Genomic DNA, 18,371 nt, shown 5'->3' on the forward strand with positions numbered 1-18,371 from the left:
GCGGTCACGGTACGGCGGCAATAAAAAACCCGGCGCCGAGGCGCCGGGTGACTGTTTCGGGTGCTTTTCGCTCAATCCATGGCGTGGATATCGCGATCCTTGGTTTCCGGCAGGAACAGCAGGCCGACGACCAGCGTGATGCCTGCAAAGATGATCGGGTACCAGAGACCATAATAGATATCGCCCTTCGCCGCGCTCATCGCAAAGGCGGTGGCCGGCAGAAGGCCGCCGAACCAGCCGTTGCCGATGTGGTATGGCAGCGACATGCCGGAGTAGCGGATGCGGGTCGGGAACAGTTCGACCAGCAGGGCCGCAATCGGGCCGTAGACCATCGTCACGTAGATGACGAGGACGGTCAGCACTGCGATAATGACGACCCAATTTACGGCGGCCGGGTCGGCTACCATCGAGAACGCGCCGCCGCCGGCAATGGTATAGACGGCCATTTCCGCCGCACCGCCGGTCTCGGCAGGCGTCAGCAGCTTGTCAGCCACCAGCTTGTCGGTCGCCACCATCTTCTTGTCGGTGGCGCGGACCGCATCGGCATTGAGGCCGAGTTCTGGGTTTGCGGCGATGAAGGCGTCCAGTTTCGCATCCGGCACCTGTGCTGCACCGCGTACCAGCGGATAACCGCTGTCATGCATTGCGATATTGACTTGCTTCTGGAAGGCCTTGTCCTTCGCGGAAGCATCCGCGCCAGCCGCAATCGCATCGTAGCTGGCGATGGTGGCGTTGCCGATCTTCACGCTTGCCGGTTCGCCGGCGGCCCCCGCAACCACGTCATAGGGCACGGAATTGCGCGTCAGGAACGAGGTGGCGATATCGCAGGATGTGGTGAATTTCGCAGTGCCCGTCGGGTTGAACTGGAACTTGCAGTCGCCCGGCGCCGCAGTCACGGTGGCGCGTACGGTGGACTGGGCCTCGGCGAGCGCCGGGTTGCCCGCCCAGGTGAGCGCCTTGAACAGCGGGAAGTAGGTCAGCATGGCGAGGATGAGGCCGGCCATGATGATTGGTTTGCGGCCAACCTTGTCGGAAAGCCAGCCGAAGATCACGAAGAAGCTGGTGCCGAGGACGAGTGCGATGGCAACCATGATATTGGCCGACTGGCCGTCCACCTTCAGAATGCTCTGCAGGAAGAACAGGGCGTAAAACTGGCCCGTATACCAGACGACCGCCTGACCGATGACGGCGCCGACAAGCGCGATGAGCGCGATCTTGGCGTTTTTCCACTGGCCGAAGGCTTCGCTGAGCGGCGCCTTGGATGTCTTGCCTTCTTCCTTCATTTTCTTGAAGGCCGGAGATTCGTTCATTTTCAGGCGAATCCAGACCGATACGCCGAGCAGCAGAACGGAGACGAGGAAGGGAATGCGCCAGCCCCAGGCGGCGAAGGCTTCCTTGCCGAGCGCGAACTGCACGCCGAGAATGACCACCAGCGACAGGAAAAGGCCGAGCGTCGCCGTCGTCTGGATCCACGAGGTGTAATAGCCCCTGCGGCCGTTCGGTGCATGTTCGGCAACATAGGTTGCGGCACCGCCATATTCACCGCCGAGCGCCAGGCCCTGCAGCATGCGCAGAACGATCAGGATGATCGGAGCGGCAATGCCGATCTGCGATGCGCCGGGCAGGACGCCGACGAGGAAGGTCGAAACGCCCATGATGAGGATGGTGATGAGGAAGGTATATTTGCGGCCAACAATGTCGCCCAGACGGCCGAATACCAGCGCGCCGAAGGGGCGCACGAGGAAGCCGGCGGCGAAGGCAAGCAGCGCGAAGATGTTGCGCGTCGTTTCCGGATATTGGCTGAAGAAGTTCGCGCCGATATAGATCGCGAGCGAGCCGTAGAGATAAAAATCATACCATTCGAAGACTGTTCCGAGAGAAGAGGCGAAAATCACCTTCTTCTCTTCGCCCGTCATTGGACGGGCGGCGCCGCTCACGGCTGCAATATCTGCCATTGTCTGTCCTCCACAGATGTCCCAATCGACGCATTGCGGAGCCCAGCTCTCTCCTCTGGACTCAACCTTTCGGCTGCAATGCGCGGACCATGAGAGTGACAGAAAATTAACCCCAGTAAGAGCGATGCTTTCGGATTATGACTTTAGTCTAATATAGAGCGTCCCGAAAATGTCGCGGGGCTGATTACAGCTTGTTTGCGCAAGCGCCTTTTTTCTTGACACAACCGAGAAACCTTCTAATAGCTTCTCGCGAAGAAGGAGCATCACCTTGCGCATGCATGTTGCAGACATGTTCGTCATGGAAGGACCGGCACAATTGGCCGGCGATGATCCGCGCCTTTCTCATTCTACCCGAATTACGGCCAAAACGACGATTAAAACCGTCTAACGTCTCTGGCCACCGCTCTCTCCCCGGTTTGGCTGGGGATCGAGGAAGCCGCGATCTGATGCGGGTTCCCACCTCACCAAAAAGAGGAGAGACAGAAAGAGAGCTTGATCATGGGTTTCAAAGTTGCAATTGCAGGCGCCACCGGCAACGTCGGTCGCGAAATGCTCAATATCCTGGCCGAACGCGGTTTCCCCGCCGATGAAGTCGTGCCGCTCGCTTCCGCCCGTTCGCAGGGCACGGAAGTCTCTTATGGCGACCGCACGCTGAAGGTCTCGAACCTCGAAAACTACGATTTTTCCGACACGGATATCTGCCTGATGTCAGCTGGCGGCGATGTGTCCAAGAAGTGGTCGCCGAAGATCGGCCAGCAGGGCTGCGTCGTCATCGACAACTCGTCCGCATGGCGCTACGATCAGGACGTTCCGCTGATCGTTCCGGAAGTGAACGCCGATGCGGTTGCAGGCTTCACCAAGAAGAACATCATCGCCAACCCCAATTGCTCCACGGCACAGCTGGTCGTTGCGCTGAAGCCGCTGCATGACTTCGCCAAGATCAAGCGCGTCGTCGTCTCCACCTACCAGTCGGTTTCCGGCGCCGGCAAGGAAGGCATGGACGAACTGTTCCAGCAGACCCGCGCTGTCTTCGTGGCAGATCCGGTGGAAGCCAAGAAGTTCACCAAGCGCATCGCCTTTAACGTCATTCCGCATATCGACGTCTTCATGGAAGACGGCTACACCAAGGAAGAATGGAAGGTTCTGGCCGAAACCAAGAAGATGCTCGATCCGAGGATTAAGGTAACCTGCACGGCCGTGCGTGTTCCGGTCTTCATCGGCCATTCGGAATCGGTCAATATCGAGTTCGAAAACGAGATCACTGCCGATCAGGCGCGCGACATCCTGCGCGAAGCGCCGGGTTGCCTCGTCATCGACAAGCACGAAAACGGCGGCTACATCACCCCGGTTGAATCCGCCGGCGAGGACGCGACCTATATCTCGCGCATCCGCGAAGATGCGACGGTCGAAAACGGCCTCAACCTGTGGGTCGTTTCCGACAATCTGCGCAAGGGTGCGGCTCTCAACGCTGTGCAGATCGCCGAACTCCTGATCAATCGTGGTCTCATCAAGCCCCGCAAGGCGGCAGCCTGATACGATTTTTTAAGGTTCGTTAAGTATAACCCGTCTGTTCTGTGTGGGGCAGGCGGGTTTCATAATTGGCGACGATCACGGCCAGTTTATTTGCAGGCCTTGCTGCCGAAAGGCAATTTAGGCCGCCAAAAGACAGTTTTGGCACCTGAATCATACAGTATTGACGGTTTGGTTCTCGGGAAAAACTCCCCAAAGTATATCGAAGGCAGATTTTGATGCGGGCAATGAAGGTAATTCTGGCTGGTGCGGCCATGGTTTCGGTTCTGGCAGCGGCGCCGGTGATGGCTGCGCAATGCGGCAACACTTCGGCGGGCTTCGATGCCTGGGTCAGAGCCTTCAAGCAGGAAGCGACGGGCCGCGGCGTCAGCGCCTCGGTGCTCGACCGTGCTTTCTCCGGCGTCTCCTACAACCAGGCGACGATCCGCGCTGACCGCGGCCAGCACAGCTTCAAGCTGTCCTTCGAACAGTTCATGCAGAAGCGCGGCGGTCAGACGATCATCTCGCGCGGCAAGACGATGAAGAAGAATAATGCTTCTCTCTTTGCGTCCATCGAGCGCGCCTATGGCGTGCCGGCCGGTCCGCTGCTCGCCATCTGGGGCATGGAAACCGGCTTTGGCGGCTTCCTTGGCAACCAGCATACGCTTTCCGCCGTGGCGACGCTGTCCTTCGATTGCCGTCGTTCGGATTATTTCACCGAGCAGCTTTATGCGGCCCTCAAGCTCGTCGGCAGCGGTTCGCTGAACGTCAATGCCAAGGGTGCTGCCCATGGTGAAATCGGCCAGACGCAGTTCCTGCCGCTGAACGTCGTGCGTTACGGCGTCGATTTCGACCGCGACGGCCGGATCGATCTCGTCGGCTCGCGCGCCGACGCGCTGGCTTCCACCGCGAACTTCCTCGTCGGCCATGGCTGGCAGCGCGGTGCCGGTTATCAGCAGGGACAGGCCAATTACGCGGCCATCCAGGGCTGGAACGCCGCCAGCGTCTATCAGCAGGCGATTGCGTTTATCGGCAAGGCGATCGACGGCCAATAAGGCCGTTTTCTAACAGCCAAAGTTTCACTTCCGTCATGCCGGACTTGATCCGGCATCCAGCCACGGCGTGTCTGACAGAGGTTCCCTGCATGATCGACGTCATCCTCGGGCTTGACCCGAGGATCCACAACCTGACGCGCAATGGATCCTCGGGTCAAGCCCGAGGATGACGAAGGAGAGGTTGGTAGCCGAAGGAGAGTTTGGTGGCCGACGGAGAGGTTGGTAACCGTTGGTACTTGTGGCTGATACGACCTCGTCGCTCCTTTAACCTAAAACCTGTTTATCACAGGTCTGGACGACGGAAATCGCCCGTTTTGCCGTCCATCACCCACAATTCGCCGGTTGAAATATCGAACCATGCGCCGTGCAGTTTCACCTTGCCGGCGGTTTCCTGCGCCTTGACAAAGGGGAAACCGCGCAGGTTTGCGATGGAATTACGGATTGAGACCCGTTCCAGCGCGGTCTGCCGCTCGGAAGCGGTCATGACGTCGTTGCTCTGGATTTGCGAGGCGGCGGACTTGACCATGTTCATCCACTTGCCGATGAAGTCGCCGGGAGACAGCGGCTCGAGATTGGGATCGAGCGCCGCCTGAATGCCGCCGCAGCGGCCGTGACCCATGACGACGATATCCTTCACCTTCAGAACCTGAACGGCGTATTCGATGGCCGCCGAGGTGGCGTGGTACTGGCCGTCGGGCTCGAAAGGCGGCACCATGTTGGCGACGTTGCGGACGACAAAAAGCTCTCCCGGTCCGCAGTCGAAAATGGTTTCCGGCGCGGAGCGGGAGTCACAACAGGCAATGAACAGGGTCTGCGGTTTCTGTCCGGTATCTGCCAGAACGCGGTATCTTTCGCGCTCATCGGCGTAGCGGCCGCTCATGAAGCTCTTGTAGCCGTTGAGAAGGTTTTCCGGAAAATCTTTCATCTATCGCATTACCGTTGTGGTTGGACCGAGATCAAGAGAAGAACTCGGTGCGTTGAAGACCAATCCTTTGGAGCATTCTCGCTGTTCTTCGAACCGCGATATTGCTCCAACTCCTTTTTGCCGCATTTCCTGACGGAAAACCGAGGTCCAGCCTGGAAATGCTCTAGCCGCTATTTGCGCTTGCTGCGCGAAGGATGCAAGAGATGACGCATCTGCACCATGGCCATGGGTGTGGAGAGGCTTGAAGAATCCGTTTCCAGCGTCAGTTCGTTCATGTCGCGTTTTTTGGTGCGGGCCAGAATTTCGAAGACGCTGGCGGTTGCGAGCTGCAGCGCCTTTTCGTCATCCACGCCTTCCAGCAGACGGGCGAGGAATAGCGCCGACATCAGGTCGCCGAGGCCGTTCGGCGCATTCTCGATGGCGCGATGTTCGGCAAGCAGTGCGTGGCGGCCGCTGAGATAAAGATTGCCGGTGCCGCCCGTCATCATCGGGACGGCTGAGGTGACCAGCATTTTCGGGGGGCCGAGTGCGAGCGCGGCATCCATGATGGCATTGTTGGTCTCAAGTTCCGCGCCGCTCATCCAGGCCAGTTCATAACGGTTTGGCGTGGCGACGGTGGCAAGCGGGATGAGGTGATCGCGGATGGCTTCCGCTGTTTCAAGCGGAATGTAAAGCCCGCCAAGATCGCCCATGACCGGGTCACAGGCATAAATCAGCGATGGGTTCTTTTCCTTCAGATTGCGGATCAGCCTTGCGACGGAGCGCACCTGCGCCGCGCTGCCGAAATAACCGGTCAGGACAGCCTTGACCTCGCCGATCCATTTGGCGTTTTCGAGGTCGGTCATCGCCTTGTCGAAATCGTCGTCCTGAAAGCGCATCCGGGTGGAAGGGCCGTGGCCGGGATGCCAGGGCATGACGATGGTGGGCACCGCCCAAACCGGATAACCGAGTGTCTCCAGCGCAAAGACAGCGGCACGATTGCCGACGGAGCCACGCATGACATGGCTGGAAATGACGATGACGGCGCCCTGTGTATTTTCCTGCATCACGGCCTTCTTGCTTTCAAACGAGGCAGAAAGCCCGCAAGTGCACCCCGCCTTGCCACTGCCCAAAGATCAAGATGCGCTCTCATGACATATCGCAAGGCCGGTTTCCACCGTTAATCCCGCAAGGGTCTGTCCCGCAAAAGCATGGCGCTGTCAGGTTCTTGTCTCTGCCAGCACTACCTGCCTGTCATTGCGAGATTGCCGAAGTACTCTATAGTTGTACCATGCTCGATCTCGTCATTGCCTATTGGCCGCATATCCTTGCCGTTCTCTCGATTTTGATGGGAACCGTGGCCGCCGTGCATGCCACGATGACGAAGGAGGAGGTCCGCTCCGCGCTCGGTTGGGTCGGGGTTATCGTGCTGTCGCCCATCGTCGGCGCGGTCATTTATGCCATTGCCGGCATTAACCGCATTCGCCGGTCCAACATCACGCAGCAACGGTCCTTCATGCAGGACGAGATCATGGATCGTGTGGCGCGTCTGGACGCCAGTGGCGAGACGATAGCCGCGCGCTTCGGACGCCGTTTCGAGGCAATGAAGACGCTGGGTGACCGGGTAACCCGCCATGCGCTGACGACCGGTAACGGCATAGAGCCGCTGGTCACGGGGGATGCCGCCTATGCCGCCATGCTGGAGGCCATTGGGGAAGCGAAGCGGTCGATCATTATCGAAACCTATATTTTCGACAATGACCGGATCGGCGCGCGTTTTGTCGCCGCGCTCGAAAGGGCGAAGGTCCGTGGCGTGGAGGTGCGCGTGCTGGTGGACGCGGTGGGTGCGCGTTATTCCGTGCCGAGCATCCTGCCGACGCTCAGGGAAAAGGGCATCGTCTGCGATGTCTTCAACGGCAATGTCATCATGGGGTTGCGGCTGCCCTATGCCAATCTGCGTACCCACCGCAAGATTCTTGTGGTGGACGGTCGCATCGCGTTCAGCGGCGGCATGAATATCCGTGAGGGGTTCACAGAGGAATTCGGCGGAGAAAACCGGTCGCACGACACGCATTTCAAGATCACCGGGCCGGTTGTATCGGATTTTTTCTCCATCGCGGCGGAGGACTGGCGGTTCACGACAAGGGAGCTTCTGGATGCGCCAGTCTGGGATATCGCCATTCCCGACGGCGTGCCGGGTTCGCAAATCGTCGCCCGCGTCTGCTCCTCGGGGCCAGACAAAAGCATCGAGACCAGTCACAAGATGCTGATGGGCGCGTTTTCCGTCGCCCGCTCCTCCATTCTCATCATGTCGCCCTATTTTCTCCCCGATAGGGAGCTTATTTCAGCGCTCATAACCGCAGCAAGGCGGGGAGTGGTGGTGGATATCATCGTGCCGAAAAGCAACAATCTGGTGCTTGTGGACAGGGCGATGACGGCGCAGTTCGACCAGATGCTGAGGAACTATTGCCGCATCTGGCGGGCGACGGGGACTTTCAATCACTCCAAGCTTCTGGTGATTGACGGGCGCTGGAGCTACATTGGCTCTTCCAATCTCGATCCGCGTTCGCTGCGATTGAACTTTGAGATCGATCTCGAAGTTATGGATGAGGAATTCGCCGCGACAATCGGCGAGCGCATCCGGGATGCACGGGCAACCGCCTTGCCCGTGCGGCTCAGCGAACTGAATGCGCGGCCATTCGTTGTCCGTTTTGTGGAGCGTGTCCTGTGGCTCGCTTCGCCTTATCTTTAGTGTGCGGTGCGTCCGGCAGGGCGCTGCGCGAGACCGGAGGCATAAACGCGTGAAAAAGAACGGTTTGCTGGATGATGAAAAAGCGGCCTTGACGAAAAACACCAGCCTGTCCGCCTTCGTCATGCAGTCGCTGCGCGACCGCCGCCAGCGCCAGAATGCGGCGCCAGCGACCAAAGATCATTCCTTTCCCGTCATCGCCTCCTACAATGTGCATAAATGCGTCGGCCGCGACCGCAAGTTCGATCCCGACCGCACGAGCCGCGTCATTCAGGAAATCGGCGCTGACATCATCGCCCTTCAGGAAGCGGACAGCCGTTTCGGCGAGCGCACGGGCCTGCTCGATCTCGCCCGGCTGGAGCGGGAAAGCGGCCTTATTCCCGTGCCCGTGCAGGCCGGCGTGAAGGCCCATGGCTGGCACGGTAATGTCGTGCTGTTCAAGGAAGGCGCGGTCAGGGATGTGCATACGCTGAAATTGCCGGGGCTGGAGCCGCGCGGTGCGCTCGTCGTGGAACTGGACCTGAAAAGCGGCGGCACGCTGAGGGTCATCGCCGCCCATTTCGGGCTTCTCAGACATTCCCGCGCTCAGCAGGCAAAAGCACTGATCAGCCTTCTCGAAGCGCGCAATGAATGCGCGACCGTCCTCATGGGAGACCTGAACGAATGGCGCCTCGGAAATGGTTCGTCGCTCAATACGTTCCGGGATGCTTTCGGCGCTTTGCCGCCGGCTGTGCCGAGTTTTCCGTCCAACCTGCCGGTGCTGGCGCTCGACAGGATCATCGCCAATCGTGAGGGGTTGATCGAGCAGGTGGAGGCGCATGACAGCGCGCTGGCGCGCATCGCCTCGGACCATCTGCCGCTGAAAGCGGCGATCCGGACCGACCTGTTTCCGGCCTGAGCCGCTACCGTATCCGGCGCGACTGGCGGTCCTTCACGCCGTCGTCAACTGGCCGCTTCTCGAACGGGCTTCAAGCAGCGAGGTGCGGATGGCTTCCATCAGCCGCTCCCGGTTGCTCCGGGTTTTGCCCCTGTCGAGATTTTGCGCGGAAAGGGCGAGATCAAGCCCCTCATGCATCACAATCGAATAGGCAACGGTGGTTGCCCAGTTTTCGTAATCCTGCTCCATCATGTCGCCCCTGAACTAAATCATTTAGTCCGAATCACCCTGATTTCGAAAATTACCACAAAATATAAAGCATAAAATAGCATTGTTTCTTTCAGCGCCGGGTGACCCTTGCGGATATATTGCCTTTTGTCAGTTTTAATGCGGCGCAATATAAGTTTGATCTCTACTTAACTATTTGAAACAGATTCTATTTCAGCGATGTCGCATGAACGCCCCAACCATGAAAAACGCCGCGCATCTTGGGATGCGCGGCGGGCTTGCGTCGAAGGTTGCGGTGGATAGGTGTCGGCCTCAGCCGGCCTTTTCGAGCTTGTAGTCCGAATTGGCCGGTTCTTCTCGGCTGTGCTGGATGAGCGGACGGTTGCCCGCCAGTTTGCGCACCAGCACGTAGAAGACCGGTGTCATGAAGATGCCGAAGAACGTCACGCCGATCATGCCGGAGAAGACGGCGACGCCCATGGCGGCACGCATTTCCGCACCGGCACCTGTCGAGACGACCAGCGGCACCACGCCCATGATGAAGGCGAGGGAGGTCATCAGGATCGGGCGCAGGCGAAGCCGGCTTGCCTCGATGGCCGCCTGAAGCGGTGTTCGTCCTTCGAATTCCAGCTCCCGGGCGAATTCCACGATCAGGATCGCGTTTTTCGCCGAGAGACCGACAAGGACGACAAGGCCGATCTGCGTAAAGATGTTGTTGTCCCCTCCCGTCAGCCAGACGCCCGTGAGGGCCGCAAGCACACCGAGCGGGACGATCAGGATGATCGCAATCGGCAAGGTGAGGCTTTCATATTGCGCGGCGAGCACGAGATAGACGAGCAGCAGCGCCAAGGGAAAGACCACGATGCTGGAGTTGCCTGCCAGGATTTGCTGGTAGGTCAGGTCGGTCCATTCGTAATCGATGCCGGCGGGCAGGTTCTCGGCAAGGATCTTCTCCATAGCCGCCTGAGCCTGTCCCGAGGAGAAGCCCGGTGCGGGACCGCCGTTGATATCGGCCGCAAGGAAGCCGTTATAACGGTTGGTGCGCTCCGGCCCCGTCGTTGCATCCACCTTCAGCAGCGTCGACAGCGGGATCATCTGGCCGGTCGCCGAGCGAACCTTCAGACGGCCGATGTCTTCGGCATGGGCGCGGAACTGCGAATCTGCCTGCACCCGCACGCTGTATGTGCGTCCGAAGGCGTTGAAGTCGTTCACATAGAGCGAGCCGAGATAGATCTGCAGCGTCTGGAAGACGTCGCTGACGGAGACGCCCAGCTGTTCCGCCTTGGCGCGGTCGAGATCGGCGAAGAGCTGCGGCACGTTGATCTGGTAGCTGGAGAAGATGCCTGCCAGCTCCGGGGTCTGATATGCCTTGGCGATCACGGCCTTCGCGGCTTCATCCAGCGTCTGGTAACCGTAACCGGCGCGGTCTTCGATCTGCAGCTTGAAGCCGCCTGTCTGGCCGAGACCGTTGACCGGCGGCGGCGGGAACATGGCGATGAAGGCATCCTGAATGCCGGCGAACTTCTGGTTCAGCTGCATGGCGATGGCACCGCCGGAGAGTTCCGGTGTCTTGCGCTTTTCGAAATCATCGAGAACCGCAAAGACGATGCCGGAATTGGAGCCGATGGTGAAGCCGTTGATCGACAGGCCGGGGAAGGCGATGGCGTGGCTGACACCGGGCGTTTCCATGGCGATCGCGCTCATCCGCTTGATCACACTTTCGGTGCGATCGAGCGTTGCGCCATCGGGAAGCTGGGCGAAACCGATCAGATACTGCTTGTCCTGCGCCGGCACGAAGCCGCTCGGAACTGTCGTGAACATGCCGTAGGTGGCGGCCACCAGCGCCATATAGACCATCATGACAAGGCTCTTGCGCGTCACCAGCCCGCCGACAGTTTTGCCGTAGCCGTTGGAGGCGGCACCGAAGGCGCGGTTGAAGCCGCGGAAGAACCAGCCGAAGATTTTGTCCATGAAACGGGTGAGCCAGTCTTTCGGGGCACCATGTTCCTTGAGCAGCAGGGCCGCAAGCGCGGGTGACAGCGTCAGCGAGTTGATGGCCGAAATGACGGTCGAGATGGCAATCGTCAGCGCGAACTGCCGGTAGAACTGACCCGACAGGCCGGAAATGAAGGCAAGCGGCACGAAGACGGCGACCAGAACCAGCGCAATGGCGATGATCGGGCCGGAGACTTCACGCATGGCTTTATAGGTGGCATCTCGCGGTGAGAGCCCGTTTTCGATGTTTCGCTCGACGTTTTCGACGACCACGATGGCGTCATCCACCACGATGCCGATGGCAAGCACAAGGCCGAACAGCGTCAAGGCGTTGATGGAGAAGCCGAAGGCATACATGACGGCGAAGGTGCCGATGATCGAGACCGGAACGGCGATCAGCGGAATGATCGAGGCGCGCCAGGTCTGAAGGAAGAGGATGACCACAAGCACCACGAGGCCAACGGCCTCGAGGAGTGTATCGACAACCTTCTCGATGGAGGAGCGCACGAATTTCGTCGTATCGTAGACGATCTCGTATTTCACGCCATCGGGCATTGCCAATTGCAGATTATCCATGGTCGCGCGGACATTGTCGGCGATTTCGATGGCGTTGGAACCGGGGGCCTGAAGCACGGCGACAGCCACGGCGGGTTCGCCGTCGAGCAGCGAGCGCAGCGTATAGTCGGCAGCGCCAAGCTCGATGCGGGCGACATCGCGCAGGCGGGTGATTTCGCCGTTCGCACCGCTCTTGACGATGATGTTGCCGAATTCTTCCGGCGTCGTCAGACGGCCTTGGGCATTGACGTTGAGCTGCAGGTCGACACCATTCGGGCTTGGGGAAGCGCCGATGACGCCGGCTGCGGCCTGCACGTTCTGCTGGCGGATGGCGTCGGAAACATCGCTTGCAGCCAGATCATGCTCGGCAACCTTCTGCGGGTCGAGCCATACGCGCATGGAATAGTCGCCTGCGCCGAAGACCTGCACCTGGCCGACACCTTCGATGCGGGCGAGGCGATCCTTGACGTTCAGCGTCGCATAGTTGCGCAGATAGGTGATGTCGTAGTCGTCGGTTTTCGAGACGAGGTTGACGACCATGATGAAGTCCGGCGAACTTTTGACGGTGGTGATGCCGAGTGCGCGCACTTCCGCCGGCAGCCGCGGTTCGGCCTGCGACACGCGGTTCTGTACCAGCTGTTGCGCCTTGTCGGGGTCGGTGCCGAGCTTGAAGGTCACGGTCAGCGTCAGCACGCCGTCCGATGTCGCCTGGCTGCCCATATAGAGCATGTCCTCGACGCCGTTGATCTGTTCTTCCAGCGGTGTCGCGACGGTTTCAGCGATAACGGTCGGGTTCGCACCGGGATAGGTGGCGCGCACGACGACAGATGGCGGAACGACTTCGGGATATTCCGAAATCGGCAGGGCGCGCATGCCGAGAAGGCCTGCCACCACAATCAGGATCGACAACACGCCGGCGAATACCGGCCGGTCGACAAAAAATCTGGAAATATTCATATCCAGTCCCTCTCCGGGTCTTTGGGAATGCGAAGGCCGTTCCGGCGGCAATCCTGCCGCCGGTGAAGGCCGGTTCTGTCTAAAGGGGGCGTCTCGCGACAGCGCGGGACGCCTGCTGATCAAAGGGGCGGGTTACTGCGAAGCAGCAACCTTGTCTTCCGTCTGCGGTGCGATGGTCGCGCCGGGGCGAATGCGTTGCAGACCGTTGACGACGATCGTATCGCCGGCGGCAAGGCCGCTTTCGATGATGCGCTGGCCGTCAGCCGGTGCGCCCGGCTTGATCTGGCGGTAGCTCACCTTGTTTTCGGCGTCCACCACGAAGACGAACCGCTTGTCCTGATCCGTGCCGATGGCCCGGTCGCTGATGACGATGCGGTTTTCCGGCTTCGGTTCACCCATGCGTACCCGCACGAACTGGCCGGGGATCAGCCTGCCGTCCGGATTTTCAAAGACGGCGCGGACACCGATGGTGCCGCTTGCCGAATCCACCTGGTTGTCGATCAGGTGCAGCGTACCCTTGATCGGCGTACCCTCATCCGAAAGCGTGCCGATTTCCACCGGGATCTGTTCGAGGGCGGGCAGGGCGTCATCGGTTTTCGGCAGTTCGGCAAGCGCCCTGGCTACAACGCCTTCGCTGGCGTTGAAGCTGGCATAGATCGGGTTGACCGATACCAGCGTCGTGAGCGCCGGCGAGGTAGAGCCGGCAGCGACGAGGTTGCCGGCGGTGATTTCGATCCTGCCGACCCGGCCGGAAACCGGAGCGCGGATTTCGGTGTAACCGAGATCGAGCTCAGCCGTGGTGAGTGCTGCGCGGGCAGCGCGAAGCTGGGCTTGCGCATCCGCAAACGAGCTTTGCCGCTGGTCGAGATCGCTCTGGGAAATGGTGCGGTTGTCGGAAAGCCGGCGGCCACGCTCCAGTTCCGTTTTTGCAAGGCTTACCTTGGCTTCGGCGGAAGCGACCTGTCCCTCAGCACCGGCAACAGCGGCCTGATAAGGGGCCGGGTCGATGGTGAAGAGTGGGTCGCCTTCCTTGACGAGCGCACCTTCGCGGAAATGCACGGCCTTGATCTGGCCGGCGACGCGGGAGCGGATCTGCACCCGGTCGACGGCTTCGAGACGGCCGGAAAATTCTTCCCAGCGCATCACGTCGCGGCTTTCCACCTTGGCGACGGTGACCGGGATTGCCGGTGTTTCAGCCGGCGTGGAAGCGGCCGTCGCGTCACGGCTGGTGGGGAGGTCGAAAAACAGTGCTGCGGCTGCAACGGACATGGCAAGCCCGATACCGGCGCCCGTCAGGGCCCGGCGCTTTGTGTTCAGCGTCATGGGTATCTCCTTGGCCCCCGATCGGGAGCAGGTCGTTCATAAATAAATGCGAATTTTCAGTGTTTTAACTGGTCAACGAAAGTCTTGAACTCCGAACAGACGGATGAGACCCATCCGCCGCCCTCTCCTTGATAAAGCCCCGTCCAGCCGATGCCGGCGGGGAAAACATGGCTCCGGACGCTGACACCCGAGGCGATGAGGCGGTCTCCATAATTGACCGTTTCGTCGCGCAGAGGGTCATCCTCGGCGGTAAAGATCAGCGCCGGCGCCACCCGGTTCAGCCGCGTGCACTGGCAGGGCGCGGCATAGGGGTGGAAAAACCCGCACGCCTTGGCAAGGTAATGGCTCCAGCCATCGGCCCAGCGCTGGCGCATGCCGATCCTGTCCGCGTTGCGGAAGGATTCCGTCGTCATCATCGGGTCGATCATAGGCGACAGAAGAATTTGGCCTGCGAGTTTGCCCGGCATGCGGTCACGGGCCTTCAAGGCAAGCCCCGCCGCCACATTGCCGCCAGCCTCTTCGCCGGCCACGAACAGCAGCGATTTCGCGCCGCCATAATGTTTACGATCCCGGCTCAGATGATCGAGCGCCTCATAGGCGCAGTCGATAACCATCGGAAACTCGTTGCCGGACGGCTTGCTATAGTCGGCTTCCACGACCACCGCGCCGCTTTCCGCAAGCGCGCGGGCCACCGGAAGCTCGGGGCAATTACCGCCCGGCTCCAGACCGGGTTGCAAAAACGATCCGCCGCGCAGGTAAAGCACCACGGGCGGCTGGCTGCAAAGCTTTGCACCCTCATATCGGCGCACGGAAAGCTGGGATGCGAGGCCCCCGCAGCTTTTGATGTTTTCCCAGTGCGCGTTCATCTGATCCGGTCCCGTGCACCACCATGAGAGGCGCACCATATTTGCAAAATCTGAAATTCATATTATTGTTCGGAGAAAAACGATCAAGTGCTCTAAAATGAAAACACTATTCCATAAAGACGGATAATCTCATCATGGATCAGCTCTCCGCCATGCGGGTTTTTACGCGGGTCGTGGAAACCGGCAATTTCAGCCGCGCCGCGACAGCGCTGAATATGCCGAAGACCACCGTCACCAACATGGTGCAAGCGCTGGAGGCGCATTTGCACACCACACTTCTCAACCGCACCACGCGCCGGGTGATGCTGACAACGGACGGCGCTCTCTATTATGAGCGGGCCTCACAGATTTTATCGGAAATCGAAGAACTTGACGGCAGCATGTCCAGCGCGCAGGTGCAGCCCTCCGGCCGGTTGCGGGTGGAAATGGCCGGTGTCTTCGCGGACTTGGTGGTTATCCCACATCTTTGCGAATTTTACCAGCGTTATCCGCAAATCCGCCTCGACCTCGGTGTCGGTGACCGTCTGGTCGATTATATAGCGGAGAATGTCGACTGTGCGCTGCGCGTCGGCGTGCTGCGCGATCAGTCGCTGATTGCCCGTAAAGTGGGCGAACTCCGGTTCGAGACATTCGCCTCGCCGTCCTACATCGAAAATTTCGGCATGCCGCAAGAGCCGGAGGATCTGGAGAAGGAGCATTATTCGGTGGGCTACCTCAATGCCACCACCGGTCAGATCATGCCGGCCTCCTTCGATAACGGTGTGCGCAGCGTCGAGTTGACCCCGAATTATGTCGTCTCGGTCAATGACAGCCGTACCTATCTCAATGCCGCGCTGGCCGGCATGGGTATCGTGCAGCTTCCCGTCTTCATGGTAAAGGATGCGCTTTCGCGGGGAGAACTGGTGCCGGTGCTTTCCGAATGGCGACGGGAGGCGATGCCGATCTATGTGGTTTACCCGCAGACCCGGCATGTAACCAACAAGGTGCGCGTTTTTGTCGACTGGCTGGCCAAATTGGTGCATGGCCTGGTCTGAGGCGGCCAGTCACCGCCCGACCCTTGCTGCGACAAAATCGATGAAGGCGCGAACGCGGGCGGCCAGGTGTTCATGACCGGCATAAACCGCGTGGATCACTTCCATTTCCTCGGCATTGTAGTCTTCCAGAACCGGCACGAGCAGGCCCGCCTCGATATCCGGCTCGATATGAAATTCGCCGACCCTTCCCAGCCCCAGGCCCGTCAGGCAGAGCCTTCGCATGGCCATGCCGCTGTTGACCGAGACGTTGCCCTTGACAGGCAGGCGGTAGACTTGCGCAGAGCCGGGGTTGCGAAACGGCCATTCGTTGAGGCTGCGGCTGAAATTGAAGCTGAAGCAATTGTGCCGCGCCAGATCCTGCGGTTTTTCCGGCATGCCGTGTCGTTCGATATAGGCGGGGGAGGCGACGATGACGCGACGGACTTCCTTCAGCTTTCTCGCCTTCAGCGATGAATCTCCCATGGCGCCCGAGCGGATGGCGATGTCCGTGCGTTCCTCGATCAGCCTGATGACGCCGTCGGTCAGGGAGATATCCAGCTCGATTTCCGGATAAAGCGACAAAAATTCCGGCGCAAGCGGCAGGAGATAACGTTCGCCGAAGCCGAGAGTGGCGTTAACGCGCAAAAGGCCTCGCGGCACCACCTTGCCGCCGCTCGCCACGATCTGCTCGGTCTCGGCTATGTCGGCGAGAATGCGCCTTGCCCGGGCCAGATAGACTTCACCTTCCGGTGTGAGCGTGACAAGCCGGGTGGAGCGGGCGAGTAGTCGGGTGCCGAGGCGGTCTTCGATGCGGGTGACGAGCTTGCTGACGGCGGACGGTGAAAGCTGCAGCCTGCGCCCGGCGGCGGAAAAGCTGCCGAGTTCGGCCGCCGCCACGAAGACTTCCATTTCTCCGGCCCTGTTGTCCATCGCCGCACCGCCTGTGAAATAAATTCAAAGGTATTTGTCCCACCTTGCCGATTATCATGCAAGTCCCCTTCGCCCATATTGCGTCCATAGATTTGATCCAACCGGACAGCATCGCTGTCCAAATGATCTAAACCACAGCATCGCTGTCCAAATGATCTAAACCGACAGCGTTGCTGTCCAGAACGCCCGCGATCTCGCTCCGGGCGAAGAGGTATTCGTCATGCCATTGGCCATATTTGCCCTGACGATCGCGGCCTATGCGATCGGCACCACGGAGTTCGTGATTGTCGGTCTTCTGCCGACGGTCGCGACCGATCTTCACATCACCCTGCCGCTCGCCGGCCTCATTGTCAGCGTCTACGCGCTGGGCGTCACCTTCGGTGCGCCGATTCTGACGGCGCTGACGGGCAGGATCGAAAGAAAGCCGCTGCTGCTGGGCCTGATGGCCCTGTTCATCATAGGCAACAGCGCTGCGGCCCTGTCGCCGAGCTATGAGATGCTGCTTGTCGCCCGCGTCATCGCCGCTTTCGCCCATGGCGTCTTTTTCTCGGTCGGTTCCACCATCGCCGCCGATCTCGTGCCGAAAAACCGTCGGGCTTCCGCCATTGCGATGATGTTCATGGGGCTCACGGTCGCCATCGTCACCGGCGTTCCGCTCGGCACCTATATCGGGCAGGTCTTCGGCTGGCGCGCCACCTTCTGGGCCGTCACCGCCCTTGGCGTCATTGCTTTCCTGGGCATTGCCGCGCTTCTGCCAAGCACGCTCAAAAAGGCGCCGCCGGCGAGCCTCTTCGATCAGGTCCGGGTTCTCGGTTCCGGCCGGCTGCTCATCGTTTTCGCCATGACCGCGCTCGGCTACGGCGGCACCTTCGTCGCCTTCACCTTCCTTGCTCCGATCCTGCAGGATGTGACCGGCTTTTCGGAAAAGAGCGTCAGCCTGATCCTCGTGCTTTATGGCGTCGCCATTGCAGCCGGCAATATCGGCGGCGGCAGGATCGCCAACCATAACCCGGCCAAGGCGCTGATCGGTCTTTTCCTGGCGCAGGCCATCGTGCTGCTCGTCTTTTCCTTCACCGCCTTCTCGCCGATGCTGGCGCTCATCACGCTTGCGGCGCTTGGTTTCCTGTCCTTCGCCAATGTTCCCGGCCTGCAGCTTTATGTGGTGCAGCTTGCCAAGGAGCATCGCCCCGGTGCCGTCGATGTCGCCTCGGCGCTCAACATCGCCGCGTTCAACTTCGGCATCGCCATTGGCGCATGGCTTGGCGGTCTGGTGGTGGAATCGCCGATGGGTCTTGCCGCAACCCCCTGGGTTGGCGCCATCCTCGTCGCCGTCGCCCTGCTGCTCACCCTCTGGAGCAGCGCACTCGACCGCCGCGCCGCGCTGACGCTGAAAACCGCCTGAGCTTTCACAAGATTCCCGGCCATACCCCAAGCTGGCCGGATAACCCCAAAGGA

Annotated in this window: 14 protein-coding genes; 6 read left to right on the top strand and 8 right to left on the bottom strand. The window is 60.1% G+C overall.

The annotated features are described in order from the left end of the window. Nucleotides 1-71: 71 nt before the first annotated feature. The gene (locus BS627_RS00430; protein WP_165691081.1) at nt 72-1,955 is read right to left on the bottom strand and encodes an MFS transporter; all 1,884 of its coding nucleotides are present in this window, start codon (nt 1,953-1,955) and stop codon (nt 72-74) included. A gap of 498 nt (nt 1,956-2,453) precedes the next feature. Here BS627_RS00430 and BS627_RS00440 point away from each other — a divergent pair, with 498 nt between their 5' ends. Both BS627_RS00440 and BS627_RS00445 read left to right on the top strand, forming a co-directional pair. After that, complete coding sequence (locus BS627_RS00440) at nt 2,454-3,488, top strand: aspartate-semialdehyde dehydrogenase (protein WP_077981371.1); 1,035 nt, start codon at nt 2,454-2,456, stop codon at nt 3,486-3,488. A gap of 215 nt (nt 3,489-3,703) precedes the next feature. Continuing rightward, nucleotides 3,704-4,519, top strand: coding sequence for a lytic murein transglycosylase (locus tag BS627_RS00445; RefSeq protein WP_077981372.1), 816 nt, complete (start codon nt 3,704-3,706; stop codon nt 4,517-4,519). A gap of 283 nt (nt 4,520-4,802) precedes the next feature. Here BS627_RS00445 and BS627_RS00450 read toward each other — a convergent pair whose 3' ends face one another. Continuing rightward, complete coding sequence (locus BS627_RS00450) at nt 4,803-5,444, bottom strand: carbonic anhydrase (RefSeq protein ID WP_077981373.1); 642 nt, start codon at nt 5,442-5,444, stop codon at nt 4,803-4,805. A 170-nt stretch (nt 5,445-5,614) separates the two neighbouring features. Beyond that, complete coding sequence (pdxY, locus tag BS627_RS00455; protein ID WP_077981374.1) at nt 5,615-6,490, bottom strand: pyridoxal kinase PdxY; 876 nt, start codon at nt 6,488-6,490, stop codon at nt 5,615-5,617. A 224-nt stretch (nt 6,491-6,714) separates the two neighbouring features. Between pdxY and BS627_RS00460 the strand changes: the two genes are divergently transcribed. Continuing rightward, nucleotides 6,715-8,175, top strand: a complete 1,461-nt coding sequence (locus tag BS627_RS00460; RefSeq protein ID WP_077981375.1) for a phospholipase D-like domain-containing protein — start codon at nt 6,715-6,717, stop codon at nt 8,173-8,175. Between the two features lie 49 nt (nt 8,176-8,224). Then, entirely contained in the window at nt 8,225-9,070 is an 846-nt protein-coding gene (locus BS627_RS00465; protein ID WP_077981596.1) for an endonuclease/exonuclease/phosphatase family protein, read from the top strand. A 33-nt stretch (nt 9,071-9,103) separates the two neighbouring features. Here the strand turns inward: BS627_RS00465 and BS627_RS00470 are convergent, their stop codons facing one another. From BS627_RS00470 to BS627_RS00485, 4 genes are all read right to left on the bottom strand, one after another. Beyond that, nucleotides 9,104-9,301: a hypothetical protein gene (locus BS627_RS00470; protein ID WP_165691082.1), complete on the bottom strand. Its 198-nt coding sequence runs from the start codon at nt 9,299-9,301 to the stop codon at nt 9,104-9,106. A gap of 288 nt (nt 9,302-9,589) precedes the next feature. Continuing rightward, complete coding sequence (locus BS627_RS00475; protein ID WP_077981376.1) at nt 9,590-12,784, bottom strand: efflux RND transporter permease subunit; 3,195 nt, start codon at nt 12,782-12,784, stop codon at nt 9,590-9,592. Between the two features lie 132 nt (nt 12,785-12,916). Further along, nucleotides 12,917-14,107, bottom strand: coding sequence for an efflux RND transporter periplasmic adaptor subunit (locus tag BS627_RS00480; RefSeq protein WP_077981377.1), 1,191 nt, complete (start codon nt 14,105-14,107; stop codon nt 12,917-12,919). 56 nt (nt 14,108-14,163) lie between these two features. Further along, nucleotides 14,164-14,973: an alpha/beta hydrolase fold domain-containing protein gene (locus tag BS627_RS00485; protein WP_077981598.1), complete on the bottom strand. Its 810-nt coding sequence runs from the start codon at nt 14,971-14,973 to the stop codon at nt 14,164-14,166. A 134-nt stretch (nt 14,974-15,107) separates the two neighbouring features. Here BS627_RS00485 and BS627_RS00490 point away from each other — a divergent pair, with 134 nt between their 5' ends. After that, nucleotides 15,108-16,007, top strand: coding sequence for a LysR family transcriptional regulator (locus BS627_RS00490; protein ID WP_003522616.1), 900 nt, complete (start codon nt 15,108-15,110; stop codon nt 16,005-16,007). A 9-nt stretch (nt 16,008-16,016) separates the two neighbouring features. On the opposite strand, the gene BS627_RS00495 is transcribed toward BS627_RS00490, so the two are convergent. Next, nucleotides 16,017-16,916 carry a LysR family transcriptional regulator gene (locus BS627_RS00495; protein ID WP_077981378.1) on the bottom strand — a complete coding sequence of 300 codons (900 nt, stop codon included), beginning with the start codon at nt 16,914-16,916 and terminating at the stop codon, nt 16,017-16,019. A gap of 220 nt (nt 16,917-17,136) precedes the next feature. Between BS627_RS00495 and BS627_RS00500 the strand changes: the two genes are divergently transcribed. After that, on the top strand, nt 17,137-18,318 hold the full coding sequence (locus tag BS627_RS00500; protein WP_077981379.1) for an MFS transporter: 1,182 nt from the start codon (nt 17,137-17,139) through the stop codon (nt 18,316-18,318). Nucleotides 18,319-18,371: the final 53 nt, after the last annotated feature.

Source organism: Agrobacterium salinitolerans (assembly GCF_002008225.1).
Classification (GTDB): domain Bacteria; phylum Pseudomonadota; class Alphaproteobacteria; order Rhizobiales; family Rhizobiaceae; genus Agrobacterium; species Agrobacterium salinitolerans.